Source organism: Mycobacterium sp. NGS26, assembly GCF_059813025.1.
Window position 1 is genome coordinate 220771 of sequence record NZ_JCALDU010000001.1, and the last position, 24990, is coordinate 245760.

Sequence of the window (24990 nt, forward strand, 5' to 3'; positions counted from 1 at the left end):
TCGGCTGCTCGCGGTGAGAAAGTGCCGGTCTGCGGCATCCACGAGGTGGTCAAGGTGGTCCAAGGCGAAGTGCGGCGCCCCCTGGCGGTCTTCGCGTGCGTAGCCTGCGCCGCGGCCGCGCTGTTGCTGGCGTTCATGGCGGGCTGGGATCTGTACCTGACCGGCTTTCCCGATTCGCACTTCACCGACTACGACAAGGCGGCCGCCGCGCCCAAACGGATCCTCATGTGGGCGGAATGGGGTTTCGTTGTCCTGTTTCTGATCCTCGGCTGTTCGCCGATCGGCACCCGGGCGCGGATCGCGGGATTGCTCGTCGCGCTGGCCGCGTTGGTTCTCGTCGCCGCGGTCCAACTGCTCGGCATCCCTTGGTATTTCATCACCCATCTCGGTCTCGACAACGGAACCGGCGGCTAGCCCTTCTCTCACACCCGCCGAGCGTGCGCAGAATGCCGCGCGGCGCGGCGTGTCTGTGCACAGACACGCACGCTCGCGCCGATCGCAATCAGCCGGCCGGATACGCGACCGATTTGATTTCGGTGTACTGGTCGAACCCGGCGACGCCGTTCTGGCGTCCGACCCCGCTGTACTTGTATCCGCCGAACGGGGTGTCGGCGCCGTACGGCGCGCCGCCGTTGACGCCCATGAAGCCGGCCCGGATCCGGCGGGCCACCGCGAGCGAGCGCTCCAGCGAACCCGACATCACGTTGCCGGCCAGGCCGTACTTGCTGTCGTTGGCGATTCGGATCGCGTCCTCCTCGTCGTCGAACGGGATGACGGCCAGCACCGGGCCGAAGATCTCCTCCTGCGCGATCGTCATGGAGTTGTCGACGTCGGTGAAAAGCGTTGGCCTGACATAGAATCCCTTGTCGAAGCCGGTGGGCGCGTCGGGTCCGCCGACCAGCGCGGTGGCCCCCTCTTCGACGCCCTTGCGGATGTAGCCCATCACGCGGTCGCGCTGGACCGCCGAAATCACCGGGCCGCACAGCGTTCCGGGATCCTGGGGGTCACCGCACGTGACGTTCTCGTAGATGCCCTTGAGGATCGCCACGCCCTCGTCGTAGCGGGACCGCGGCAGCAGCATCCGGGTGGGGTTCGCGCAGCCCTGCCCGGCGTGCATGCACGGCGCGATGCCGATCGCACACGCCATCCCGAAGTCGGCGTCCTCCAGCACGATGGTCGCCGACTTGCCGCCGAGCTCCAGGAACAGCCGCTTCATGGTCGCGGCGCCCTTCTCCATGATCCGCTGCCCGACCACCGTCGAGCCGGTGAACGAGATCAGGTCGACCTTGGGCGAGAGCGTGAGCTCTTCTCCCACAAAGTGATCCGACGCGGTGACGACGTTCACGACGCCCGCGGGGATGTCGGTCTTCTCGGCGATCAGCCGGCCCAGCCGGGTCGCGTTGAACGGGGTGTTCGGCGCCGGCTTGAGCACCACGGTGTTGCCGGTGCCCAGCGCCTGGCCGAGCTTGTTGAGGGTGACCTCGAACGGGAAGTTCCACGGCACGATCGCGCCGACCACGCCCACCGGCTCGCGCCAGACCTTGCGGGTGGTCAGCGTGCCGGTCAGGCTGATCACCTTGTCACCCAGGTCGGTCTCCCAGGCGTACTCGTCGATCAGCCTGGCGGGATACTTCAGCCCGTCTTCGAGGGGGGCGTCCAGCTGGGGCCCGAAGGTGATCGCCCGCGGCGATCCCACCTCGAGGATGAGCTCCTCGCGCAGCTCCTCCTTCTCGGACTCGATCGCCTCGTGCAGCTGTAACAGGCAGCGCTTGCGCAGCTCCCGGTTGGTGGACCAGTCCGTCTCGTCGAAGGCGCGCCGGGCGGCGTCGATGGCCCGGTGCATGTCCGCCTTCGACGCGTCGGCGACCTCGCCGAGCGACTCCTCGGTGGCCGGGTTGATGTTGGTGAAGGTGCCGGCCTGGCCGTCGACGAGCTTGCCGTCGATCATCATCTTCGGCTCGAAGCGGACCTTTACAGCCTCAGTCATGTTTGTCACTCTCTTCTGACTCGTTGCAGGGGCTACGGAGAGCCTTACTGGAAACTAGCCGATTGGCAAGCTGCCGGGATCATTGGGGATCGAACAACACCGGCACCGCGGTCGGCGACCGGAATACCTGCCCGCGGATGTGCGGGTCTTCGGCGTCGGGGTCCAGCCGCAGATTCGGCAGCCGGTCCAGCAGCAGGTTGATGGCGGTGCGCATCTCCAGCCGCGCCAGGTGCATGCCGAGGCACACGTGGACGCCGTGCCCCCACCCCAGGTGCGCCCGGGCCTCTCGGTGGATGTCGAACCTGTTGGGATCGGGATAGCGGTCCTCTTGCCGGTTCGCCGAACCGAGCATCGGCATCACCGTCGCCCCGGCCGGAATCGCCACGCCGCCGAGTTCGGTGTCGCGGGTCGCCACCCGGGTGATGGTCAGCAGCGGTGATTCCCACCGCACGCCCTCCTCGATCGCCTGCGGCAGCAGCGACCGGTCCGCGCGGATGGCATCCAGTTGCGGCGGATCCTTCAACAGCGCGAGCAGCAGGCTGCCCAGCGCGCGATACGTGGTCTCCACGCCGGCGGGCAGCAGCAGCCGCAGGAACGAGAAGATCTCCTCGTCCGCCAGCTTCTCCCCGTCGATCTCGGCCGCGCCAAGCGCGCTGATCAGGTCGTCCTTCGGCTCGGCCCGGCGGGCCTCGAGTATCGGCGCGAAGTAGTCGCACAACGCGGCCGAGGCCGCCAGCCCGCGCTCGGGGTTCATCAGCCAGCTCAGCAGCGAAATCGACCACCGCTGGAACTGTGGGTAATCCTTTTCCGGCAAGCCCAGCAGGCCCGCGATGATCTGGCTCGGGTAGTCGAAGGTGAATTCCTTCACCAGATCGGCCTTGCCGTTGGGCGCGAACTTGTCGATCAGGCCGTTGGCCACGCGGCCGACCAACTCGTCCTGCCAGCGCGCCAATGACTTCTGCGAGAACGCCTTCGACACCAACGAGCGCAGCCGCCCGTGGATCGGCTCGTCCATGCCGAGCATGACGCCCTCCCCCAGCACGGGGCCGAATGCCGCGATGACGGCGGCCGAGGAAAACGTCTCGTTGTCGCGCAGCATCTGCTGGATGTCCTCGTGCCGATACACGATGAATATCGGCAGCCCTTCCTCGTGCGGAAGGGCTCCCGACGTCTCGAGCCGCTGCACCGGTTCCTCGCGGCGCAGCCGCGCCAGCTCGGTGTACGGATCACGCACGTCACCGGATATGGCGTCGTCGAAGGCGCCGAAATCCTCCAGATCGTCGAAAAGCTGTTCCATTGCTACCCCTCGTTTCCCTTGCGGCGCTTGGCCGCCAGCGACGCCAGGCGCTGCAGCACCGGCGCCGGAAGAACGCGCGCGACGACCACCATGGCCCGTTGAGCCGCCGTCAACGGCCACGCCCCGCCCCGCATCGAGCCCTGTCTGGGTATGCCCAGCACGATCCGCGACACGTGGTGCATGCCGGAGGCCGGGAGGATCCTGTTGGCGGCCAGCAGCATGGCGACGTCCGGGCCGACACCGCGGCGCCGGAACGGTTTCCGGTCGTCGAGCGCCTTGACCAGTCCGTCGGTGAACCGCTCGGGTGGCCGGGCGAAGCGGATCGCGAACCTGCCGCGGGTGTCGATGGTGTTGTGCAGCCGCGCGTACGGACCGTCGAAATCACGGTCGTCGATGGTGCCCGCGTCGGTGATGATGTCGGTGTCGTACATGCCGCTCACCAAAACGGTGACACCGAGACCGAACGGCGCGATCTCGCACGCCATGGACTCCCCCCACCGCTCCAGCGCTCCCTTGGCCGCCGAGTACGGCGCGGTGTTCGGCTGACCGCGCACCCCGGCCGCGCTGGATATCAGCACGATGCGCCCCTCGCCGGCCGCGCGCATCGCGGGCAGCAGGACCTGGGTGAGCGCGACCGGGCCCAGGACGCTGGTGGCGAACATCTTCTGCCAGAGCTGCATATCGGTTTCCTCCACCATTCCGGCGGCGGAGATCCCCGCGTTGTGCACCAGCGCGTAGGGGGCGCCCACGGCTTCCTCGATTGCCTTGGCCGCGGCGGTGATTGACGCGTTGTCGGTGAGGTCGAGCTGCACGCCGATCAGCCGGTCGTCCTCTTCGCCTGCACCGGTCGCCTCACGAAGGTGCGCCATCCCTTTCTCCGGCGTGCGCATCGCCGCGACCACCCGCCAGCCCTCACGGTAGAGGCGAACCGCCGAGGCGAAGCCCAGACCGCGAGAGGCGCCGGTGATGACGACGCTGCGGGGCTCACCCATTCTTGCTCGGTGTCGCGCAGGCACCTTCGCCGGGCGGCGGCGGCTGCACATCGGGTCGGCCATTCGGTTGCCCGCTCATCCAGGTCGACCAGATGCCGACCGAGTAGGGGCCCTGCGCGCCCGCCTTCTCGTAAAAGCCTTGCGGGTCATAGACTTTGGCTTCCGGATACGGCCACGGGCAGGCGACCGAGGTCGCCGCCTTGGTGGCCTTGATGACGGCGAACCAGGTGCCGTAGGCGAAGTAGGACACGTTGATGATGGCGAACATCACCAGGAACGTCCCGAGCACCGGGCGCGTCGGGAATATCTTGGCCTTGGCGGCCAGCTTCTCCGCCACCGACTTACCGGTGTCGTCGCGATAGACCAGGATCGCCGCGGGCACCATCACGAAGGTCACCGAGAACGACTCCCAGATCAGCGGGAACTGGAACGTCGTGCCGGTGAACACCGAGCCCCACGGAATGACCTGCGAGTAGATGTACATGCCCATGTGGACCAGCTGGATCTCCAGCCACGCATCGAAGACGAAGCCGATCGCACAGGTCAGCAGGCCCAGGCTGACCAGCGGGTGACGCGACACGAACGCCGTCGGCCCGTACTTGGCCTGCAGCTTGCGCAGGATCCAGACCGCCGGGAAGTACGGCCCGAAATAGAAAGTGACATAACCGAATACGACGAACGGTTCGACGGTCGGCGACAGCGACACCAGCGGCCACGACTCCGGCCAGTGGATCAGGTCCGGGTTGTACACGGCGAACGGGGCCCAGTTCATGATCGGGTCCTGCCACACGATCAGCGTGGTGCACAGGAACATCAGCATCACCGGGCTACCGGGGTTGCGCCGCCAGCCCCTGACGAACACCACCAGCAGCACCAGCAGCATGATGACGGTGGAGATGTGCAGGAAGGTGATGTAGTCCAGGCCGAAGATGAACCTGACCGGGCGGGGCCGGCCCTGGACATTCGGGTTGGCCACGCGCGGGTCGAGGGCTACGCGACAGTTCGCGATGAAGAAGAGCGCGAACGCCGCGAGGGCGGCGCCGGCGATCCATCCGCCCCAGCCGCGCTTTGCCCGCGGCGCCTCGTCCGGCCGCCCGAGTACGGACTGTTCCGTGGCCATCTCAGCCCTCCGCTCCGAAGCGATCGACCAGGTGCGAGTTGGTCCCGTCGGCGTCCAGGGTTCGGGCCACCAGGTAGCCCGCGCCCATCCACCCGCGCCGCGTCCACTTGCCGAAGGAGACCCGGGTGCCGGGGGCGCCGGAGGCGGCGGGCATCATCTTCACCCGCTCCAGCGCCTCTTTGACCCCGCGTGGGCTCAGCGGGTGCGCGTCGGCAAAGGCGCGCACGAGCGTGGCGGCGACGTCGTGGTTGACCACCGGCACGCAATATTCGGGACGGCTGCCCTCGTACTTCTCGGCGTAACGGTCGAGGAAATCCTGGCCGACTCGATTCGCCTCGTCGTACTGATCGACCCCGACCCAGCCCATGAACGCGTTCCACATGATCGGGTTCACCCACGCGTTCTGGAAAGCCGTGGTGGTGAATCGCGGCGGGTCCCACTCGACGGCCTCGAGCGCCGGGTTGATGAACACGATGCCGAAGCCGAAGCCCAGATGCACGATCGCCTCGGCCTTCGCGTCGTGCAGGGTGCGCACGGCCTCGTTGATGTCCTGCGCGGTCTGTGCGATCGGGGCCTCCGCGACGATCCGAATGCCGTTGCGGCGGCACGCGCTTCGCAGGTTTTTGAGATAGCTCTCGCCGATCAGGTTCTGCTCGACCAGTACCCCGATTTCGGTGAGCCCGCGCTTCGCGACCAGGTCCGCGATGAAGATCGGCTCGTCGGTCATCGAACCCTGCGGGAAGGAGAACGTCCATTCGCCCAGCCAGTCGTCGGTGCCGGTGACGCTGATCGCGGGGACCTTGAACCGCTCCTCGATCGCCTCGCGGGTGGGCACGCAGTTGTCGGTGATGTGCGGACCGAACACCACCAGGCAGCCCTCGTCGACCAGCTCCCCGAAGGCGTCGATCACCGCCTTGACCGATCCCTTGGGCAACCCCTCCACCTCGCGGTAGATCATCTGCACTGGGCGATCGATCAGGCCCTGTTCACGGGCTTCTTCGAAGACGAGGTCGAAGCACCGCGTGAAACTCGCCAACAATTCTTCCGGGAATCCCGGCGGCAGCGTGAAGTCCATCAGGTAGCCGACCTTGATCGGCTCTGCGGTGCTTTCGTAGGACATCTGACCTCCCGGGGTGGCAGCCTCGCGCGCCCGATACCGAAAACCTAATATTTGTTCAGACCCTAGCGGGGCCCGTATGCAGCGTCAATCCTCATCGGAAGCACCCAGGTAGATGTCGATCATCTCGTTGAGGGCTTTGCCGACGGCCACGTCGTCGGTCAGCGGCCCGGCGATCGCGGCCCGGGCGGCCTCCCGCATCGTCAGGCCCTCGGCGACCAGCCTGCCCGCCGCGATCAGCACGCGGGTGGACGCGACCTCACGCAACCCGCCGGTCTCCAGCCGGCGGATGGCTTGCCCCAGACGCACCAGCTCGGCGGCGGTCGCGTCGTCGACGCCCGCCTCGTGCGCGACGATGCCCACTTCGACTTCGGGTGCGGGGAAACCGAATTCGACGGCGACCATGCGCTGACGCGTCGAATCCTTCAGGTCCTTGAGCACGCTCTGATAGCCCGGGTTGTAGGACACGACGAGACCGAAGCCGGGCGCGGCGTCCAGCGTGATGCCGAGCCGCTCGATGGGCAGCTGCCGCCGGTGGTCGGCGAGCGGGTGCAGCACCACGGTGGTGTCCTGGCGGGCCTCCACCACCTCGTCCAGGTAGCAGATCGCGCCCTCGCGCACCGCCCGGGTGAGCGGGCCGTCCACCCACACCGTCTCGTCGCCCTGCAGCAGGTACCGGCCGACCAGGTCCGCGGTGGTGAGGTCGTCGTGGCAGGCGACGGTGATCAGCGGCCGGCCCAGGTCGTAGGCCATCGCCTCGACGAAGCGGGTCTTGCCGCAGCCCGTCGGCCCCTTCAGGACGAGCGACAAGCCCTGCCGGTAGGCCGCCTTGAAGATGGCTTCCTCGCTGCCGATCGCCTTGTAGAAGGGACGTGCCATCTCCGCCTCGGGGGTCACGCCGTTCCGGTACACAGTCCCGGACTCATTGGCCATAGCTTCCCTTCCGCTTCCCTCCCGCTTGGTGTGGAGCCTAACCGGAACAGATGTTTGTTTCAACGGCCATCACCGCCCGCGAACGTGCGCAGATGTACGCGGTCGGCGGCGTGTCGCCGCACCGACACGCACGCTCGCCGTCGACTGCCCCGCGCTCGCGACGGGTCGGCGGCGAACCTCGGCCGAGCGCAGCGCGGACCGGAACAGCGGTCCGATCACGCCGGCGAGTTGATCCGGGCGGGCGATCGTCGCATGCGCGGTGCTGCCGAATACCCGCCGCAGCGATTGCACGTCGGTTCCGGCGCCGATCGTCAGGCACACGCAGCCGGTGCCGCGGCGGCGGGCCTCGATCAGGGCGCGGCGCGCATCCGCGGCGCCGTACGGCCGCTCGTACCCGTGGTCGTAGGCGAGTCCGTCGGACAGCACGACCAGGAGCCGCCGTGAGGTTCCCCCGCGCGCCTCCAGGACCGCCGAGCCGTGGCGGATGGCCGCACCCAGGCGGGAGTAGGCGCCGGGCTCGAGGCTGTTCAGCCGCTTCATGACTCGGGAGTCGAGGTGATCGTCGAACCGTTTGACGGGCACCAGGCTCACCGCGCGCCGGCCCTGCGAGTAATAGGCGTAGAGCGCGACCCGGTCACCCAGATCATGAAGCGCCACAGCAAGATTGGCGGCAGCCGCGCGCTGTTGCTCGTGCACCGTCCGGCCCACCGTCCCCGGTTCCCCCGCCGACCCCGACACATCGAGCAGGAGCAGCACCGACAGGTCGCGCCGGCGCCGCAGGCTGTCGAGGTACACCGCCTCGTCGGGCACCGACCCGGCCAGCACCTCGACGCGGGCTTCGACCGCCGCGTCGATGTCGATGTCATCACCCTGCGACTGGCGGTGGCGGCGGTGCAGACCCATCCCGAGCCGGGACAGCGGGCGCCGCAGGCCGATGGCGTCGTCGATCGCATGGGTCGCGGATGCCTTTATTTCGGACTCGATTTCGCGAACGGTGCACCACGCCGGCCGGTAGCAGTTGCGCGCGGCGTCCCACTCCGGATACGTCAGGCCGTCGGCATCCTCGGCATCCTCGCCGTCCTCGCTCGGGGTCGACGCCAGCGACGACACGGCGTGCAGACCGCGGTTGGCGGCGTTGGTCCGGTGCGTCGGGGTGTCGGCGCCGGGCGGTCCGCCGCGGCTGCCGGTCTTGCGCGCCGAGGACAGCATCTTCTTCAGCCACTTGCCGATGAAGCCACCCCCACCGACCGGGCTGGTGAACATGTCGGGATCGTCGGAATCGTCGACAGCGCCGTCGTCGAGTTCCTCGAGCTCTTTGGGGCCGCCGCGTGGGATGTGTTGGGGGTCTTCTCGGTCCGCCCGCTTGGCCGCCGCCGAGCACGCGGCCAGCACCTTCGCCGGACGGATCGCGCCGAATTCCGGCGGCGGGTCGTCGATCGCCACCCGCCCGCCGGCGAGTCGCAGGGACGCGGCGGGTGAGTCGCTGCGGCTCGCGATGTCGCGATCGCCCACTGACGTCAAGGCGCGCGGCAGCAGGTAGCCGTTGGCCACCAGCGCCCGATGGCCCTCGAGGGCCAGGTAGCGCCTGGCCTGCCGCGGGTGGCGGACCAGGGCGCGAACGACGTCGGGATCCAGGCTGCCGGCCGCGATCATCGAGGCGTGCACGGCCACCGCTTCGAGCTTCGCGCGGTTTCGCGCGGAGGAATCCAGGTAGATCGTCTGGCCGTCGGTCCACGGGGGTTCGCCCGGCCGCTGTTCGGCGACCGCCAGGGGCCGGCCGGCGAGCGCGGAGGCGAGCAGGCCGAGGGCCTGCAGCCGATCGCCCGGAGCTTCGCCCGCCACGCGCCACCTCCGAACCCCGCGACTCGTTGACCAAATATCTGTTCCAACGTAAAGTCCGGGACTTGGCCCAGTCAATCGCGCGAGGTAAACAAGAGGACGTGGATTTCTCCTACCCGCCGGAGGTGGAACGGTTCCGCGCCGAGCTGCGCGAGTGGCTGTCGGCGAACCTGACCGACGAGCTGATCGCCGCCCGGCGGCCCTCCGGCCGCGACGACGCGACGTTCGCGATGCTGCGGGACTGGAACCGCACCATGGCCGACGCCGGATGGGCGGCCGTCTCCTGGCCGCGCGAGTACGGCGGCCGCGGAGCGACGGTCCTGGAGCAGCTGGTCTACACCGAGGAAACCACACGCGCTCGGGCACCGTTGCCGCTCAACGTTATTGGCATGAACAACATCGCGCCCGCGATCATGCAGTACGGCACCGAGTCGCAGAAGACGACGCTGCTCCCCCGCATGATGCGCGCGGACGACATCTGGTGCCAGGGGATGTCGGAGCCCGAGGCGGGGTCCGACCTCGCGGCGCTGCGCACCCGCGCGGTGCGCGACGGGGACGACTTCGTAGTCAACGGGCAGAAGATCTGGACCTCGCTGGGGCATCGCGCCGACTGGTGCCAGCTGTATGTGCGCACCGACCCCGAGGCGGCGAAACACAAGGGGATCTCCTGCCTGATCGTCGACATGACGCTGCCCGGCATCGAGGTCCGACCGCTCGTCACGCTCAACGGTGACACCGACTTCGCCGAGCTGTTCTTTCGCGACGTGCGGGTCCCGGCGGACGCGTTGCTCGGACCCCTCGACGGCGGTTGGCAGGTGGCCACCACCACGCTGAGCCACGAGCGCGCCGGTGCCGCGCGGCTCTACGCCGAGATGCAGGTGCGGCTCGAGGAACTGGTGGCCGACTTCGCCGCGTCCAATGCCGGTCAAGACCCAGTGACACTGCGGCGCCTCGGCGAAATCGGGGTCCGCATCAAGTATCTCGAATTGCTTTGCCAGCGCTCTATTTCCGCGACGCTGCACGGCGGCTCGGACAAGGCAGCGCTCGGTTCGGCCAGCCTGGCCAAGACCGTGTGGGGCGAGATCGGGCAGGACATGGCCGCGCTGGCCTTCGACGTGCTGGGCACCGGCGGCGAGAAGCACCGGTGGGCCGATTACCGGCTGACGTCGCGATCGCTGACCATCGCGGGCGGCACGACCCAGATCAACAAGAACATCACCGCCCAACGGGTGCTGGGGTTGCCGCGCCAATGAACCTCGAATTGACCGACGAGCAAGTTGCGCTGCGCGACACGGCGCGGCGGTTTCTCGCCGAGAAGGCGCCGATCTCGGGCCACGTGCGCGCGCTGCTCGACGACGCGACCGGCACCACCGGCGCCGTCTGGCGCGGCCTCGCCGACCTCGGGACGACCGGCCTGCTGGTGCCGCCGGAATGCGGCGGGGCCGGGATGTCGATGGTCGAGGCCGGCATCGTGGCCGAGGAGCTCGGCGCGGCGCTGCACCCGGGACCGTGGCTGTCGAGCGCCGTCGGCGCGCCGCGCGCCCTGGCCCGGCTCGGGGCCGAGGGCGCGGCCGCCGAGCTCTTCACCGGAATCGCCGACGGCACCACCATCGCCACCGTCGGGCCGCTGCAGCGCAACGACGGTGCCGTCACCGCCGCCGACCGAGGCCCGGAGGTGGTGCTGCGCGGTGCGGCCGAGATCCCCGACGCCGCCGCGGCGGACGTCCTGCTCGTGCTTGCCGAGAACGGAGGCGGGACCGGGCTTTTCGCGGTGCGGGCCGACTCGTCGGGCGTTTCGGTGACCCCCGACAGCGGTATCGACCCCACCCGCAAGCGATTTCGGGTCGCGCTCGACGACGCGCCCGCACGCCGGCTGGCCACGCCGTCCCCGGATGCCATTGCGGCCGTCGTCGACGACGTGCTCATCGCCACCGCCGCCGACGCGCTCGGCGCCGCGCGGGCCGTGATGGACCTGGCCGTCGAATACGCCAAGGTGAGAAAGCAATTCGGCCAGGCCATCGGCTCGTTCCAGGCGATCCAGCATCTGTGCGTCGACATGTACGAAACCGTCGAGCTGGCCCGCAGCGGGGTGATCCACGCGCTGTGGGCCGCCGACCACGCCGACGCGCAGGAGCGGCACCTGTCCGCCTTGCGGGCCAAGGCGTTCGCCGGACGGTTGGCCACCGTCGGCGACACCGCCATCCAGGTGTTCGGCGGCATCGGCTACACCTGGGAGCACGACGCTCACCTGTACCTCAAACGCCTGCTGGGCTGGAGCGCGTTTCTCGGTGGGCCCGACGAGTATCTCACCGAAGTCGGTGCGCGCCTTGCGAAACGGAGCAGTTCATGATCGATTTCACCGGCCAGGTTGCGATCGTGACGGGCGCGGGCCGCGGCCTCGGCCGGTTGTATGCGCTGGAGCTGGCCCGGCGCGGCGCCTCGGTGGTCGTCAACGACCTGGGCGGCACCATGCACGGCGACGGCTCCGATGTCACCGTCGCGGACCAGGTCGTCGCCGAGATCCAGGGCGAGGGCGGCGTCGCGGTGGCCTCGCACGACTCGGTCGCAAGCCCGGGGGGTGGTGAGGCGATTGTCGAGCAGGCCGTCGAACGCTTCGGCCGGCTCGACGCCGTCGTAAGCAATGCCGGGATTTTCAACAGCATTCCGTTCGACGAGCTGAGCGCGGACGACTGGCGCAGGATGCTCGCCGTGCATCTCGACGGCGGCTTCTATCTGAGCCGGCCCGCCTACCGGGTGATGAAGAAGCAGCGCTACGGCCGGTTCGTGTTCATCTCCTCCTCGGGAGGCATGTTCGGCCAGCCGCTGGAGGCCCACTACGCGGCGGCCAAGGCGGGCCTGGTCGGCTTGTCGAACGTGATCGCGATCGAGGGCGCCGAGCACGGCATCCTTTCCAACACCGTGCTCCCGTTCGGCTTCTCGCGGATGGTGACCGAAACGGTCGGAGACCCGAAAGCCCTTGAGGAGATTGGTTTCTTGAGCGTGATCAGGCCCGAGTTGGTGGTGCCCATGGTGGTGTTCCTGGCGAGCCGGGCCTGCGAGTTCGGCCATCGGAACTACTCGGCCTGCGCCGGTCGTTTCGCCCGGGTCTTCGTCGGACTCGGCGCGGGCTGGCTCGCGGACAAGGACGGCAACCCGACCGCCGACGACATCGAGGCCCACCTTTCCGAGGTGTCGGCGACCGAGCCGTTCACCGTGCCCGATTCGATCTTCGAGGAAGTCTTCGCTGTGGCGGCCCGGCTCGGCGTGAGCACCTGATGGACATCGAGTACCTGCTGACCGCCACCCGTTCCGCGCGCAAGTCGCTCGACGTGGACGCGCCGGTCGACATCGACGACATTCGCGACTGCCTGCGGATCGGGTTGCAGGCGGCCAACGGCTCGAATCAGCAGTCGTGGCGGTGGCTGGTGATCACCGATCCCGCGTTGCGGGACAAGATCGCCGGGCTGTACCGGGAGGCCTATCTGCTGCGGGTCGGCGGGCAACTGCTCGCCGGCATGCTGCCGGCCGGCACGCCGGAGGGCCGGCTGATGTCGTCGACGGAGTGGTTGGTCGAGAACATGGCGAGGGTGCCGCTGCTGGTGATCCCCTGCTATGAGCCGTATCTGCCGCGCATCGACGGTGACGAGTCGTTTCACCGGGCGACGCTGTACGGATCGATCTTCCCGGCGGTGTGGAACTTTCAACTGGCGCTGCACACCCGCGGCTACGGGACGTGCGTCACGACGCTGCACCTGCACCGCGAGGACGAGGTCCGGCGGCTGCTCGGGATTCCGCCGACCTACGTCCAGGGCTGCCTGCTGCCGGTGGGCCGCCTCAAAGCCGGGCACACGTTCCGGCCGGCCCGCCGGCGCCCCGTCGAGGAGGTGGTCGCGCGCGACCGCTGGGACGGGCCCCCGCTTTAAAATGGGTCTTTCATCGCTTTGTACAGCGGATTCCTTTGCACCCGGTCTGATAGCCTCTAACAAAGATTTGGTTCGGACGGGAGGACGAATGCGCATGCCGTCAAAGCGCTCGTCCGCGCTGGCGTACCACTAGTCATGGCCAAGGCCGAATCCTTGGCATCCAGGCGGCCGGCCGATCGCCTGGATGGGGCCGGCGCCGACGACTCCGGGACGCGCCGCACCGAGATCCTGCAGACCGCGGCATCGCTGATCGCCTCGTCCGGACTGCGCACGTCGCTGCAGGAAATCGCCGACGCGGCAGGCATTCTCCCGGGAAGCCTGTATCACCATTTCGAGTCCAAAGAGGCGATCCTCGTCGAGCTGATACGCCGCTATCAGGACGATCTGAACCGCATCGGGCTCGCGGCCCAGGCCAGGCTGGACGAACCCGACTCGCGACCCGTCTCGGAGAAGATCCTCCAGCTGGCTTCGGCGATCGCCAAGTGTGCCGTCCAGCATCGGGCCGCCCTGCAGATGTCGTTCTACGAGGGACCGAGCGCCGACCCGCAGCTCATGAAGCTCACCCGGCAGCAGCCGACCGCGATTCAGGAGGCGATGCTGCAAACGCTGCGTGCCGGCCGGTGGAGCGGCTACATCAAGCCCGACATCGACCTTCCCACGCTGGCCGACCGCATCTGCCAGACCATGCTGCAGGTCGGGCTCGACGTCATCCGGCACACCGCGTCCGCCGACCAGGTGGCCCAGCTGCTGTGCCGAATCATCTTGCAGGGCTTGGCGGCCCGGCCGCCGACCGACTCGGCCCTGGATCGATCCCAGGCTTTGAAGGGCGCGAGCGACGTGATCGAGACGTGGGCCGACGACCGCGAGGCGGACCCCGCCGACAAGGCGGCCCACGTACGGGCCGTGGCGCGCGCGGAGTTCGGCCGCAAGGGGTATGAGGTCACCACCATCCGGGACATCGCGTCCGCGGCGGGTCTTGGCACCGGAACCGTGTACCGGGTGATCGGGTCCAAGGACGAACTGCTGGACTCGATCATGCGCTCGTTCGGGCAGAAGGTGGAGGCGGGGTGGGTCGCCGTGTTGCGCTCCGATGCCACCCCCATCGAAAAGCTGGACGCGCTGAGTTGGGTCAACGTCAATGCGCTGGACCAGTTTTCCGACGAGTTCAGGATCCAGCTCGCCTGGATGCGGCAATCGCCGCCGACGGCCAACCCGGGGTGGTCGTACGCCACACGACTTCGGCAGATGAAATCACTGCTCTCCGAAGGGATTCGGTCGGGCGAGATCCAGATCGACACGCCCTCCACCGCGATGCTGGCGCGGTGCGTCATCGGGGTGCAGTGGATACCGGAGAACATTCTTCGCGCCATCGGCCGCCGCGCGGCGCTGATACACGCCCGCGACACCTGCCTGCGGGGCGTCGCCGTTCGCGGGAAGTAAGACCGTCTAACTCAATCCGGGACCCCGGTATTGAACCAAATAACTGTTACCCATACAGTTGTCCAATTAGAACCGGGTTGGCAGTTACCGAGAAGGGGATTTCCATGACCATTGTCGATCGGTTGCGCTACGACGGCAAGCGCGCGCTCGTTGTCGGCGGTGCGACGGGCATGGGCGCCGCGGCGGCCAAGTCAGCCGGCGAGCTCGGCGCCGAGGTCATCGTGATGGACTACGCGCCGGTGAAGTATGACGTCGCCAAGTCCATCCAGGTGGACCTGCGCGACCCCGCGTCGATCGACGCCGCCCTCGAGCAGGTGGACGGCCCGGTCCACGCCCTGTTCTCGGCCGCCGGCATCGCCGACGGGACAACCGACCTGATGGCGATCAACTTCCTCGGCCACCGGTACCTCATCGAGCGCCTGCTCGAGAAGAACCAACTGCCCTCGGGCTCGGCGATCTGCTTCATCTCCTCGGTCGCCGGCATGGGCTGGGAAAACGACCTGGACCTGCTGAACGAGTTCCTCGCCACGCCGGACTTCGCCGCGGCACAGGAGTGGGTCAAGGCGCACGAGCCGGAAGGCATCATCCACTACGGCTTTTCCAAGAAGGTCGTCAACGCCTACGTCGCGACCCAGGGCTACCCGCTGCTGAAGAAGGGCATCCGCATCAACGCGATCTGCCCGGGCCCCACCGACACCCCGCTGGCCCAGGCCAACGCCGACCTCTGGCTCACCTTCGCGCAGGACTACCGCGACGAGACCGGCTCCAAGGTGCACACCCCGGAGCAGATGGGCGACGTCATGGCGTTCCTCAACAGCGCCGCCGCCTTCGGCATCAACGGCATCACGCTGCTGGTGGACTACGGGCACACGATGGCGTCGCTGACCGGCGCCTACCCGCCCGGCAAGCCGATCATCGATCTGATCATGGGGCGGGTGAAGCTCTAGCCCGTCGTCTCCCCGCGAGACTGCAACGGCCGACGGGTCCACTCGGCGTTTGCGTCGGTAACTGCAGTCTCGCGGTTGAGTAAAGGTCGTGCTGCAGCTCGCCCGCATCCTGTCCGAGCGCAGCGACGAGGTGACCTCGGTCTTCCGCAACCCCGACCACTCCGACGACGTCGCCGCCACCGGCGCCCACCCGGTGGTGGCCGACATCGAGCGGCTCGACACGGACGCGCTGGCCGACGGCTCGACCGTCCACCGCACCATCGAGTTCAACAACGGAGACATCCCGATCGCCGAGGCGCTGGCGGGCTGACTAAGCTGCTTCTCGCAGCTGGTCTGCCGTCGCCGCAGCCGCGGCGCCGGCATCGAGCGAGGCATGTTAGTCATGCGTCGCAAGAGGGAACCCGGTGAGAGTCCGGGACTGTCCCGCAGCGGTATGCAGGAACGAACGCCGTCACCAAGCACTGGTCTGAAAGACCGGGAAGCGACGGCCAGTAGGAGCACCACCGGGGTGCGCGCCTGCGAGTCCGAAGACCTGCCGGCTGTGCCGGGCGCGCCGCGTCCGGCGGGCTCATCGCCTCGTGGAATGGGCGTTTGGCCGTGGCCGTTGCGGTTTGTGTACCGCCAACGGCATCGGCTGCGCGTCCGCCGGCGGTGAACCGAACCGTCGAATGAAGGACGAAATCGTGACCCCTGTAAGCAGTCAACCATTCACCGCCACGGTCACAGGCTCGCCGCGCATCGGCCCGAAGCGGGAACTCAAGCGCGCCACCGAGGGCTATTGGGCCGGGCGAACCAGCCGAGCGGAACTGGAGTCCGTCGCCGCCACACTGCGCCACGACACGTGGGCGGGCCTGGCGGCCGCCGGCCTGGACTCGGTGCCGGTGAACACCTTCTCCTACTACGACCAGATGCTGGACACCGCGGCCATGCTCGGCGCACTGCCGGCCAGGGTCGCGCAAGTCCCCGACGAACTCGACCGATACTTCGCCGCCGCGCGCGGCAACGACGAGGTCGCGCCGCTGGAGATGACCAAGTGGTTCGACACCAACTACCACTACCTCGTTCCCGAGATCGAGCCCGCAACCCAGTTCGCGCTGAACCCGGACAAGGTGCTTTCCGAGCTCAAAGAGGCGCTCGGACAAGGCATTCCGGCGCGCCCGGTGGTCATCGGACCGGTCACCTTCCTGCTGCTGAGCAAGGGCGCCGATGGCGGGGGCGCACCCATCGAGCGGCTGCAGGAGCTGGTGCCGATCTACTCCGAGCTGCTGTCACTGCTCGCCGACAACGGCGCGCGGTGGGTGCAGCTGGACGAGCCGGCGCTGGTCACCGACATCTCCCCCGACGCGCCCGCGCTGGCCGAGGCGGTGTACAACGCGCTGGGCGCGGTCAGCAACCGCCCCGCCATCCACGTCGCCACCTACTTCGGCGACCCGGGCGCCTCCCTGCCGGCACTGGCCCGCACGCCGGTCGAGGCGATCGGGGTCGACCTGGTCGCCGGGGCCGACACGGCCGTCGCGGCCATTCCCGAGCTGGCCACCAAGACGCTGGTGGCCGGCATCGTCGACGGGCGCAACGTCTGGCGCACCGACCTGGAGTCGGCGCTGGGCAAGCTGGCGACGCTGCTCGGCTCGGCGGCCAATGTCGCGGTGTCCACGTCGTGTTCGACGATGCACGTGCCGTACTCGCTGGAACCCGAAACCGGGCTCGACGACGCCCTGCGCAGCTGGCTGGCGTTCGGGCGGGAGAAGGTCGACGAGGTGGTGACGCTGGCGCGCGCACTGCATGACGGGCCCGACACGGTCGCCGACGCGATCGCGGCGTCCAACGCCGCGGTGGCCTCGCGCAAGAAGGACCCGCGGCTGCACAACGACGAGGTTCGGGCCCGGATCGACGCGATCCTCGCCTCGGGCTCGCACCGGGGCGACGCGGCCGCGCGCCGCGCGAGTCAGGAGGCCCGGCTGCAGCTGCCCCCGCTGCCGACCACGACGATCGGCTCCTACCCGCAGACGTCGGCAATCCGCAAGGCGCGCGCGGCTTTTCGGGCCGGCGAGATCGACGAGGCCACCTACGTCGGCAAGATGCGCAAGGAGATCGCCGACGTCATCGAGCTGCAGGAGGAACTCGGCCTGGACGTGCTGGTGCACGGTGAGCCCGAGCGCAACGACATGGTGCAGTACTTCGCCGAGCAGCTCGAGGGCTTCTTCGCCACACAGAACGGCTGGGTGCAGTCCTACGGCAGCCGCTGCGTGCGTCCCCCGATCCTCTACGGCGACGTGGTTCGCACCCACCCGATGACGGTCGAATGGATCACCTACGCACAGTCTTTGACCGACAAGCCGGTGAAGGGGATGCTGACCGGGCCGGTCACCATTCTGGCCTGGTCGTTCGTCCGCGACGACCAGCCGCTGGCCGACACCGCCAACCAGGTGGCCCTGGCCATCCGGGACGAGACCGTGGACCTGGAGGCCGCCGGCATCGCCGTCATCCAGGTCGACGAGCCGGCGCTGCGCGAGCTGCTGCCGTTGCGCCGCGCCGACCAGGACGAGTACTTACGTTGGGCCGTGGGCGCTTTCCGGTTGGCCACTTCCGGGGTCGCCGACTCGACGCAGATCCACACGCACCTGTGCTACTCGGAGTTCGGTGACGTGATCGGGGCGATCGCCGACCTGGACGCCGACGTCACGTCGATCGAGGCGGCACGCTCGCACATGGAGGTGCTGGACGATCTGAACGCCGCCGGCTTTTCCAACAGCGTGGGCCCGGGCGTGTACGACATCCACTCGCCGCGGGTGCCGAGCGCAGACGAGATCGCGGAGTCGCTGCGCGCGGCGCTGCGAGCCGTTCCGGCGCAACGACTCTGGGTCAACCCCGACTGCGGGCTGAAGACCCGCAACACCGACGAGGTCACCGCCTCCCTGCGGAACATGGTCGCCGCGGCGCGGGAAGTCCGCGCGAGCGCCTAGTGCTCCGGCGAGCGTGAAACTGTTGCGAATCCGCCGCCGGGATCTCGCAACAGTTTCACACTCGGCGGTTCAGGTCGGACAGCACCTGGACGGGAACGTCGTCGTCCCACGGCTGCCGGGTGACCATGTCGGCGACCCGCACGATGCCCCGCTCGAACTCGCCGGTCGCCGCATCCACCAGCCGATACTCCTGCATCTGCTTGTGGATCGGCTGCGCGTCCAGCAGGACCACGCGCACCTCGCCCGGCTCGAAGTGGCAGCGCTCCTGCATCGCGGCGATCAGCTGCTCGTTGTGCATGTGGCCGTCGCCGAAGTTCCAGCCGATGGCGGTGCTGCAGATCCGCTCGCCGTCGGTGATGACGTAGTCGTCCTCGTTCTGGCCGGCCATCGCCCGGTGCGCCAGCGTGAACAGCGCCCGGCCGTGCGTGTTGAAGCCGCGGAACGCGTACCCCATGTAGATCGGGATCTGCGCGGCTTCCGGGCTGCCGTAGAACCGCTCCAGCTGGGCCTGCGGCATGCTGGCGATCGCCACGATGCCCCGGCTGATCTTGTCGTTCGCGGAAGGCTTGATGCACCACAGCGTGGTGTCCCAGTTTCCGGCGTAGTAGCGCATGCCCGGCAGGAACGAGATCTTGCGCGGGAACATGTTGCCGAGCACGACGATGCCCGCGATGACGGCGAATAGGATCGCCACCGGCACTGGGTGTTTCAGGTCGCTCAATCCCAGGCGGGCGTGCGCGACGAACAACGACAGCACGCCGAAGATCATGAACACGTTCCACTCCAGCGGCACCCCCATCGGGATCGACACCAGGATCCCCAGGTGGAAGCACACCATGACGATCGCCGCGATGGTGGTCGGCCAGCCGCCGTGGCAGAAGAACAGCGGCAGCGGCACCAACATCTCGATCGCGGTGCTGAGGTGAGCCAGCATCCGTGACAGCCGTCCGGGCCGCAGGTCGTCCGGGAACTTCTCGAAGAAGCGCCGTTTCAGCCACCGGGGCCGCATCAGTGGGTTGTTGGACATCATGGTGGAGATCACGAACGGGAAGTGCCTGTTGAGCTTCGACGTCGCCGCGCCCACCCAGATCACCAGGAACACCACCTTGGACGCGACGATCATGTCGGCGCCGCCGAACAGGAACGTGACCGTCATCGTCACGTACACCTCGCCGCGGGCGGCCAGGAAGATCACCTTGTCGCGCAGCCCCAGCACCGCGACGATCACCAGGATGGTCACGATCTCCCACGTCGGCAGCAACCCGATCGTCGTGCCGAGCTCGGGCACCGGTCCGGTGCCGTCCGAGAACAGCGCCCGCAGCGTCACCAGCAGCAGCAGTGCGTACAGGGCGACGTCGAACGGGGTGCGCTTGGTGCCGCTGGTCCCCGGGACGCGATCCGGCCACGGTGGCAGCCGGATGGTGCCGAAACGCATCCAGTACAGGATCGAGCCCATCGGCGGGAAGAACCGGTTGTTCAGCGGGCCGAAGCCGCAGCCCAGCCCGATCACCTCGAACAGCATGGTGTAGAGCACGACCTTCTCGAACACGATCGGTTCCGACCACCACGACGCGACGTTGGTGAACCCGCCAATTCCCTTGGTGGCCGACGCAAACAGCCACGCGAAGAGGATGTACAGCAGGATCTTGACGACGTAGAACAGGTGCAGCGCGACCGGTGTTCCGAAACCCACCTCGGCCCAGTGCCTCGCCATCGGGCGGATCTTCTCGCTGCGGGTGCCCTTGCTCCACTCGGCCATCTCGATCTGCGGCAGATCAGGCTTGAGAAATCCCATGGTGTCACAGACTAGAACGTGTTCTAGGGGCGTGGCTCGGGTTGGGGCCAAGAATCTTTGCCCGCGGCCCCGGCGCCGGATACGGTGACGTTGGGTCGGCACGTTCCGGGGAGACGTCCATCATGAGCAAACTTCGATTCGCCATCGTGGCAACGGTTGCGGCCGTCTCAGCGATCGCCGTCACCTTGGGGGCCGGCACCGCTCGCGCCGACCCGCCCGCGCCCGGCGACGGCTGCACGGTATTGCACGCGACCGCCAAAGACGCCAACGGCCGGATGATGTGGTGCAACCCGACCATGACCGGCGACCACAGCCTGGTGTGGCAGTACGGCGGCCCCGCCTGAGAAGGGCCCGCCGCCGAATGTGAAGCTGTTGCGAATTTCCGCCCGGAATTTCGCAACAGCTTCACGCTGGGCGCGCAAGCGATTTCAGTCAGCGAAAGATCCCCGGCGGAATGACGGGCGCGCGATTCAGCACCCGCGGGTCGACCACCACGTTCAGCGCGTCCACGACATCCAGGTCGCCCAGGGATTCCACGGCGGATAGGAACCGGCGCTGCTCGGCGGGTTCCACGATGCCGTCGGCGAGTTCGGAGAACTTCTGCACATACTGCGGGCGTCGAAAAGGTCGCGCGCCCAACGGATGGGCATCGGCGACGGCCAGTTCGTCGGAGATCACCTCGCCGCTCTTCAGCGTCACCTCCGCACGCGCTCCGAACGCCTGCTCGGCCGGATCCGTCGAGTGGTAGCGACGTGTCCACTCCTTATCTTCGACGGTGGAGATCTTGCGCCACAACTCAACGGTGTCGCGCCGGTGGGCCCGTTCCGCAGCGTAGGACCGTTCGTGATGCCAGGAGCCATCCTGCAGCGCGACGGCGAAGATGTAGGGCAGCGAATGATCCAGCGTCTCCCGTGACGCGTCGGGGTCGAACTTCTGCGGATCCCCCGATCCCGTCCCGATCACCACGTGGGTGTGGTTGCTGGTGTGCAGCACGATCGCCGCGATCTGGTCGAGGTCGCCGATGCGCCGCCGCAGCCGCCGGGCCAAATCGATTGGCGCCTGACTCTGGTACTCCGCGGAGTGCTCCTTGGTGTAGCTGTCCAAGATGGCGCGCTTGGGTTCGCCGGGACCGGGCAACGGCACGTGGTATTCGCGGTCGGGTCCGCCAAGTAGCCGGGCGATCACGGCGTCCTCACCCTCCCAGATCGGCGCCGGCGACCGCTCGCCGCGCATCGCCCGGTCGACCGCCTCGACGGCGATCTTTCCGGCGTGCGCCGGCGCGAACGCCTTCCAGCTCGAGATCGACCCCTTGCGGGATTGGCGAGTGCTGGTGGTGAGGTGCAGCGCCTGTCCGACCGCCTCGTAGATGGTGTCGGTGTCCAACCGCAGCATGGTCCCGATCCCCGCGGCGGCCGAGGGACCGAGATGCGCCACGTGGTCAATCTTGTGCTCGTGCAAGCATATTCCGCGCGCCAGGTCGATTTGGATCTCGTATGCGGTGGCCACACCACGGATCAGGTCGGCGCCCGACACACCAAGCTGCTGCCCGACGGCGACAAGCGGAGGGATGTTGTCACCCGGGTGTGAGTATTCGGCGGCCAAAAAGGTGTCGTGGAAATCGAGTTCGCGCACCGCGACGCCGTTGGCCCAGGCCGCCCATTCCGCCGAATAGGTGCCGTCGACGCCGAAGACCGTAGCGCCCTGTCGCGTGGAATGAGCCAGCGCCTGCCGGCGGGCCACCGTGACCGGGCGGCGCAACACGGCCGCGGCGCTGACGGCGGCGTTGTCGATGATCCGGTTCGCCACCATCTCCGCGGTTTCCGGTTCGACGGCCACCGGATCGGCGGCGACTTCGGCAATCTTGGCGGCCAGGTGTTCAGCGCGTGGGAATTCGTCGGAGCTGCGCCGGGTCCGCACCGTATGCATCAACACAATTCGCACACTAGGACGCCGGCGCCGGTTTGACCGCCCGGAAAATCATCTAACGCGCTCCTGCCGCACACGTGATCGGTGTAGTTTGCTGCTGGGGCGGGCTAGGTGAGGAGCCAGTCGTGGCCGAGGTCGATTATTGCGTGGTCGGTGCCGGATTCGCAGGGTTGACCGCGGCCCTGCGGTTGAAACAGGCGGGCCGTTCGGTGGCCTTGCTGGAGGCGCGGGATCGGGTCGGCGGCCGCACGTTCACCGTGACCCGTCCCGACGGGACGTGGATCGATCGCGGCGGCGCGTGGATCGGGCCGGGCCAGGACCGGATCTACGCGTTGATGAGCGAATTCGGTGTGCCGGAATACAAACAGCACCTCGACGGTGACGCGATGATGATCGTCGGCGGCAAGAAGCACCGCTATGGCGGCACCATCCCGTGGACGATGAGTCCCTGGGCCGTCACCAACCTTGGCATCGGTTTGCTCTCGTTCGACAAGATGTGCAAATCGATCCCGCTCGAAGCGCCGTGGGAGGCAAAGCACGCCGCCGAGTGGGACCGCATCACCGTTGGTGAATGGATCGCGAACAACACCATGTCCAAGCAAGCCCGCGAGATGCTGGACATGGCGCTGGCCGGCACCTACACCTCGGCGGGGTCGGAGACGTCGCTGCTGTGGGCGCTGACGCAGATGGGGTCCTCCGGCGGGGGTGCGACGTTCGTCATTTCAGTCAAGGGCGGCGCCCAGGATGCCCGGCCGGTGGGTGGGATGGCCGCCTTGCACCGCCCGATGGTGGCCGCACTGGGCGACGCGCTGCACCTTTCCCGGCCGGTCCGGCAGATCAGCCAGGACGACGACGGGGTCACCGTCGCCGCGGACGGCCTGACGGTGCGGGCTCGGCGGGCCATCGTGGCGATACCGTTGGCGGTCGCCAGCTCGATCGTCTACGAGCCGATGCTGCCGGTGGATCGGGCGCTGCTGCATCAGCGGATGCCAAGCGGCGCGGTCATCAAGATCTCGGCCATCTACGACGAGCCGTTCTGGCGCGCCGATGGGCTGTCCGGTCAGTCGGCCGCACCGGGAACCCCGGCCTCACTGACCATCGATGCGTGCACGGACACGGGCGACCCCGGGATCATGTGCGTCATCACCGAGGGGCCCGCCGCGCGTCGGCTGACCAAGCTCGACGAGGCCGAGCGCAAGGCGATAGTCATCGGCGAACTCGTCGACCGGTTCGGCAGCAAAGCCAAAGCGCCGCTGGAATTCCACGAGCAGAACTGGACGACCGAGCGCTATTCCGGTGGCGGCATGATCAGCCACGCCCCAACCGGCGTGCTCACCGAGTTCGGCTACACGCTGCGGCAGCCCTGCGGCCGCGTGCACTGGGCCGGGACGGAGAGTTCGGCCGTCATGTGCGGCTGGATCGACGGCGCGATCCGCTCCGGCGAACGCGCCGCGGCCGAGGTGATGGCGACCGAGACCGCGGCCGTCGCCTCGACGACCTGACGGCGAACTCGCGGAACCTACCCGGCTTGCTTGGCCGGCGGCCGGTAGAAGATCAGCAACTGGCCGATGGCCCCGGCGAGGCCGAGCCCCACCGACAGCACCAGGCCCGGCCACCCGTCGAGCCAGTTCTTGCCGAAGATCAGCCAGTCCAAGCTGAGCCTGCCGGCGCCCAGCGTGGCCACCGCGACGGCGCTGACCGCGAGCACCAGGTTGTACTCCCAGCCTTCCTTGACGATGAAGAAGCCGTTGGGACGATGCACGGTCCAGGCCGCGACCAGCATCAACGACACGAAGCCCGCGGCCGGGATCGGCGTGAGCAGCCCGGCGGCCAGACCCAGCCCGGCGGACACCTCCGTGGTGGCGGCCACCGCGGCGTGAAACTTACCGGGCTTCATGCCGATACTCTCGAACCACCGGGCGGTGCCCGGTATCCGGCCCCCGCCGAAGAACTTGTTGAAGCCGTGCGCGGCGAGTGTCAGTCCCAGCACCAGCCGCAGGATCAGTAACCCGACGTCATACACATTCATAGGTGCAAACCTAGATCATTGAATCCGCGCGCTCGCGAGTAGCGCTCACCCGCGGAAGGAGCCCGACATCAAGATCGCGATCATCGGGGCCGGCAATGTCGGCAGCACGCTGGGCACCGCCTGGCGCAATCGCGGCCACCAGGTCACATTCGGTGTCCGACACCCCGAAGACCCCAAATACGCCGCGCTCGACGGCGTCCAGACGAACGAGTCCGCCGCGTCGGCCGCCGATGTCGTCGTCCTGTGCACCCCATGGCAGGGCACGCAGTCGGCCCTGCGGAGCTGTGGCGACCTGGCGGGCAAAGTCCTCATCGATTGCACCAATCCGCTGACCCCCGACCTCGCGGGCTTGGAGGTCGGGCTGACCACCTCCGGCGGAGAGGAGGTGGCGAAGTGGGCCCCCAGCGCCCGGGTCTGCAAGGCGATGAACCAGATCGGCGCCGCGCTGATGGACGCGCCGCAATTGGCGGGCACACCGGTGATGTTTGTCTGCGGTGACGATGAGCAAGCCAGGTCGGTGACCGCCGGGCTGGTCGCCGAGCTCGGCTTCGAGACAATCGACGTCGGCGAACTGAAGCTGGCGCGGCTGCTCGAGCCGTACGGGCTGCTGTGGATCCACCTGGCGCTGCGGCGCGGATTCGGCCCGAGCTTTGGCTTCGGGCTGCTGCGCGGACCGTCCTGA

21 protein-coding genes, 2 pseudogenes and 1 riboswitch are annotated in these 24990 nt (G+C 68.1%); of the genes and pseudogenes, 13 read left to right on the forward strand and 10 right to left on the reverse strand.

Features of this window, described 5'->3' with window-relative positions:
• Positions 1-54: 54 nt before the first annotated feature.
• The gene (locus AC5Y6X_RS01035; RefSeq protein ID WP_499983642.1) at positions 55-414 is read left to right on the forward strand and encodes a hypothetical protein; all 360 of its coding nucleotides are present in this window, start codon (positions 55-57) and stop codon (positions 412-414) included.
• A gap of 88 nt (positions 415-502) precedes the next feature.
• Here the strand turns inward: AC5Y6X_RS01035 and AC5Y6X_RS01040 are convergent, their stop codons facing one another.
• The 7 genes from AC5Y6X_RS01040 to AC5Y6X_RS01070 all read right to left on the reverse strand — a co-directional run bounded on the left by AC5Y6X_RS01040 (position 503) and on the right by AC5Y6X_RS01070 (position 9288).
• A complete protein-coding gene (locus tag AC5Y6X_RS01040) occupies positions 503-1987 on the reverse strand; it encodes an aldehyde dehydrogenase family protein (RefSeq protein WP_324676605.1) in 1485 nt (494 codons plus the stop codon).
• Positions 1988-2066: 79 nt separating this feature from the next.
• On the reverse strand, positions 2067-3284 hold the full coding sequence (locus tag AC5Y6X_RS01045) for a cytochrome P450 (protein WP_499983647.1): 1218 nt from the start codon (positions 3282-3284) through the stop codon (positions 2067-2069).
• A 2-nt stretch (positions 3285-3286) separates the two neighbouring features.
• A complete protein-coding gene (locus AC5Y6X_RS01050; protein WP_324676608.1) occupies positions 3287-4276 on the reverse strand; it encodes an SDR family oxidoreductase in 990 nt (329 codons plus the stop codon).
• Positions 4269-5396, reverse strand: coding sequence for a spirocyclase AveC family protein (locus AC5Y6X_RS01055; protein WP_499983651.1), 1128 nt, complete (start codon positions 5394-5396; stop codon positions 4269-4271). Before AC5Y6X_RS01055 ends, AC5Y6X_RS01050 begins: the two co-directional genes overlap by 8 nt.
• A gap of 1 nt (position 5397) precedes the next feature.
• A complete protein-coding gene (locus AC5Y6X_RS01060) occupies positions 5398-6516 on the reverse strand; it encodes an ABC transporter substrate-binding protein (RefSeq protein ID WP_499983653.1) in 1119 nt (372 codons plus the stop codon).
• 84 nt (positions 6517-6600) lie between these two features.
• A complete protein-coding gene (locus tag AC5Y6X_RS01065; protein ID WP_499983655.1) occupies positions 6601-7446 on the reverse strand; it encodes a CbbQ/NirQ/NorQ/GpvN family protein in 846 nt (281 codons plus the stop codon).
• A 69-nt stretch (positions 7447-7515) separates the two neighbouring features.
• A complete protein-coding gene (locus AC5Y6X_RS01070) occupies positions 7516-9288 on the reverse strand; it encodes a nitric oxide reductase activation protein NorD (protein ID WP_499983657.1) in 1773 nt (590 codons plus the stop codon).
• A gap of 98 nt (positions 9289-9386) precedes the next feature.
• Between AC5Y6X_RS01070 and AC5Y6X_RS01075 the strand changes: the two genes are divergently transcribed.
• From AC5Y6X_RS01075 to metE, 8 genes and pseudogenes are all read left to right on the forward strand, one after another.
• Positions 9387-10538, forward strand: coding sequence for an acyl-CoA dehydrogenase family protein (locus tag AC5Y6X_RS01075; RefSeq protein WP_499983660.1), 1152 nt, complete (start codon positions 9387-9389; stop codon positions 10536-10538).
• On the forward strand, positions 10535-11635 hold the full coding sequence (locus tag AC5Y6X_RS01080; protein WP_499983662.1) for an acyl-CoA dehydrogenase family protein: 1101 nt from the start codon (positions 10535-10537) through the stop codon (positions 11633-11635). Before AC5Y6X_RS01075 ends, AC5Y6X_RS01080 begins: the two co-directional genes overlap by 4 nt.
• The gene (locus tag AC5Y6X_RS01085; protein WP_499983664.1) at positions 11632-12561 is read left to right on the forward strand and encodes an SDR family NAD(P)-dependent oxidoreductase; all 930 of its coding nucleotides are present in this window, start codon (positions 11632-11634) and stop codon (positions 12559-12561) included. Before AC5Y6X_RS01080 ends, AC5Y6X_RS01085 begins: the two co-directional genes overlap by 4 nt.
• Complete coding sequence (locus AC5Y6X_RS01090) at positions 12561-13208, forward strand: nitroreductase family protein (RefSeq protein ID WP_499983667.1); 648 nt, start codon at positions 12561-12563, stop codon at positions 13206-13208. The genes AC5Y6X_RS01085 and AC5Y6X_RS01090 overlap by 1 nt, the downstream gene beginning before the upstream one ends.
• A gap of 135 nt (positions 13209-13343) precedes the next feature.
• A complete protein-coding gene (locus AC5Y6X_RS01095) occupies positions 13344-14648 on the forward strand; it encodes a TetR/AcrR family transcriptional regulator (RefSeq protein ID WP_499983669.1) in 1305 nt (434 codons plus the stop codon).
• Between the two features lie 104 nt (positions 14649-14752).
• Positions 14753-15595: an SDR family oxidoreductase gene (locus AC5Y6X_RS01100; protein WP_499983671.1), complete on the forward strand. Its 843-nt coding sequence runs from the start codon at positions 14753-14755 to the stop codon at positions 15593-15595.
• Between the two features lie 88 nt (positions 15596-15683).
• Positions 15684-15872 (forward strand): annotated as a pseudogene (locus AC5Y6X_RS01105) (NAD-dependent dehydratase); the annotation flags it as partial.
• 93 nt (positions 15873-15965) lie between these two features.
• Positions 15966-16132, forward strand: a riboswitch (cobalamin riboswitch).
• Between the two features lie 131 nt (positions 16133-16263).
• On the forward strand, positions 16264-18558 hold the full coding sequence (gene metE, locus AC5Y6X_RS01110; RefSeq protein WP_499983674.1) for a 5-methyltetrahydropteroyltriglutamate--homocysteine S-methyltransferase: 2295 nt from the start codon (positions 16264-16266) through the stop codon (positions 18556-18558).
• 55 nt (positions 18559-18613) lie between these two features.
• Here the strand turns inward: metE and AC5Y6X_RS01115 are convergent, their stop codons facing one another.
• Complete coding sequence (locus AC5Y6X_RS01115; RefSeq protein WP_499983677.1) at positions 18614-20353, reverse strand: DUF3556 domain-containing protein; 1740 nt, start codon at positions 20351-20353, stop codon at positions 18614-18616.
• Between the two features lie 122 nt (positions 20354-20475).
• Between AC5Y6X_RS01115 and AC5Y6X_RS01120 the strand changes: the two genes are divergently transcribed.
• Positions 20476-20697, forward strand: a complete 222-nt coding sequence (locus tag AC5Y6X_RS01120; RefSeq protein WP_499983680.1) for a hypothetical protein — start codon at positions 20476-20478, stop codon at positions 20695-20697.
• An 88-nt stretch (positions 20698-20785) separates the two neighbouring features.
• Here the strand turns inward: AC5Y6X_RS01120 and prpD are convergent, their stop codons facing one another.
• Positions 20786-22279 carry a 2-methylcitrate dehydratase PrpD gene (gene prpD / locus AC5Y6X_RS01125; RefSeq protein ID WP_499983685.1) on the reverse strand — a complete coding sequence of 498 codons (1494 nt, stop codon included), beginning with the start codon at positions 22277-22279 and terminating at the stop codon, positions 20786-20788.
• 125 nt (positions 22280-22404) lie between these two features.
• Here prpD and AC5Y6X_RS01130 point away from each other — a divergent pair, with 125 nt between their 5' ends.
• The gene (locus tag AC5Y6X_RS01130; protein ID WP_499983689.1) at positions 22405-23781 is read left to right on the forward strand and encodes a flavin monoamine oxidase family protein; all 1377 of its coding nucleotides are present in this window, start codon (positions 22405-22407) and stop codon (positions 23779-23781) included.
• Positions 23782-23798: 17 nt separating this feature from the next.
• Here the strand turns inward: AC5Y6X_RS01130 and AC5Y6X_RS01135 are convergent, their stop codons facing one another.
• Positions 23799-24308, reverse strand: coding sequence for a DoxX family protein (locus AC5Y6X_RS01135; RefSeq protein ID WP_324674947.1), 510 nt, complete (start codon positions 24306-24308; stop codon positions 23799-23801).
• 79 nt (positions 24309-24387) lie between these two features.
• Here AC5Y6X_RS01135 and AC5Y6X_RS01140 point away from each other — a divergent pair.
• Positions 24388-24624, forward strand: a pseudogene (locus AC5Y6X_RS01140) (NAD(P)-binding domain-containing protein); the annotation flags it as partial.
• A gap of 33 nt (positions 24625-24657) precedes the next feature.
• Positions 24658-24990 carry an NADPH-dependent F420 reductase gene (locus tag AC5Y6X_RS01145; RefSeq protein WP_499983694.1) on the forward strand — a complete coding sequence of 111 codons (333 nt, stop codon included), beginning with the start codon at positions 24658-24660 and terminating at the stop codon, positions 24988-24990.

Bases quoted from the DNA above. Each gene is read 5' to 3' on its own strand.
- AC5Y6X_RS01040 (WP_324676605.1), bottom strand. From the start codon at position 1,987: ATGACTGAGGCTGTAAAGGTCCGCTTCGAGCCGAAGATGATGATCGAC.
- AC5Y6X_RS01045 (WP_499983647.1), bottom strand. From the start codon at position 3,284: ATGGAACAGCTTTTCGACGATCTGGAGGATTTCGGCGCCTTCGACGAC.
- AC5Y6X_RS01050 (WP_324676608.1), bottom strand. From the start codon at position 4,276: ATGGGTGAGCCCCGCAGCGTCGTCATCACCGGCGCCTCTCGCGGTCTG.
- AC5Y6X_RS01055 (WP_499983651.1), bottom strand. From the start codon at position 5,396: ATGGCCACGGAACAGTCCGTACTCGGGCGGCCGGACGAGGCGCCGCGG.
- AC5Y6X_RS01060 (WP_499983653.1), bottom strand. From the start codon at position 6,516: ATGTCCTACGAAAGCACCGCAGAGCCGATCAAGGTCGGCTACCTGATG.
- AC5Y6X_RS01065 (WP_499983655.1), bottom strand. From the start codon at position 7,446: ATGGCCAATGAGTCCGGGACTGTGTACCGGAACGGCGTGACCCCCGAG.
- AC5Y6X_RS01080 (WP_499983662.1), top strand. From the start codon at position 10,535: ATGAACCTCGAATTGACCGACGAGCAAGTTGCGCTGCGCGACACGGCG.
- AC5Y6X_RS01085 (WP_499983664.1), top strand. From the start codon at position 11,632: ATGATCGATTTCACCGGCCAGGTTGCGATCGTGACGGGCGCGGGCCGC.
- AC5Y6X_RS01090 (WP_499983667.1), top strand. From the start codon at position 12,561: ATGGACATCGAGTACCTGCTGACCGCCACCCGTTCCGCGCGCAAGTCG.
- AC5Y6X_RS01095 (WP_499983669.1), top strand. From the start codon at position 13,344: ATGGCCAAGGCCGAATCCTTGGCATCCAGGCGGCCGGCCGATCGCCTG.
- AC5Y6X_RS01100 (WP_499983671.1), top strand. From the start codon at position 14,753: ATGACCATTGTCGATCGGTTGCGCTACGACGGCAAGCGCGCGCTCGTT.
- metE (WP_499983674.1), top strand. From the start codon at position 16,264: ATGAAGGACGAAATCGTGACCCCTGTAAGCAGTCAACCATTCACCGCC.
- AC5Y6X_RS01115 (WP_499983677.1), bottom strand. From the start codon at position 20,353: ATGGGATTTCTCAAGCCTGATCTGCCGCAGATCGAGATGGCCGAGTGG.
- AC5Y6X_RS01120 (WP_499983680.1), top strand. From the start codon at position 20,476: ATGAGCAAACTTCGATTCGCCATCGTGGCAACGGTTGCGGCCGTCTCA.
- prpD (WP_499983685.1), bottom strand. From the start codon at position 22,279: ATGCATACGGTGCGGACCCGGCGCAGCTCCGACGAATTCCCACGCGCT.
- AC5Y6X_RS01135 (WP_324674947.1), bottom strand. From the start codon at position 24,308: ATGAATGTGTATGACGTCGGGTTACTGATCCTGCGGCTGGTGCTGGGA.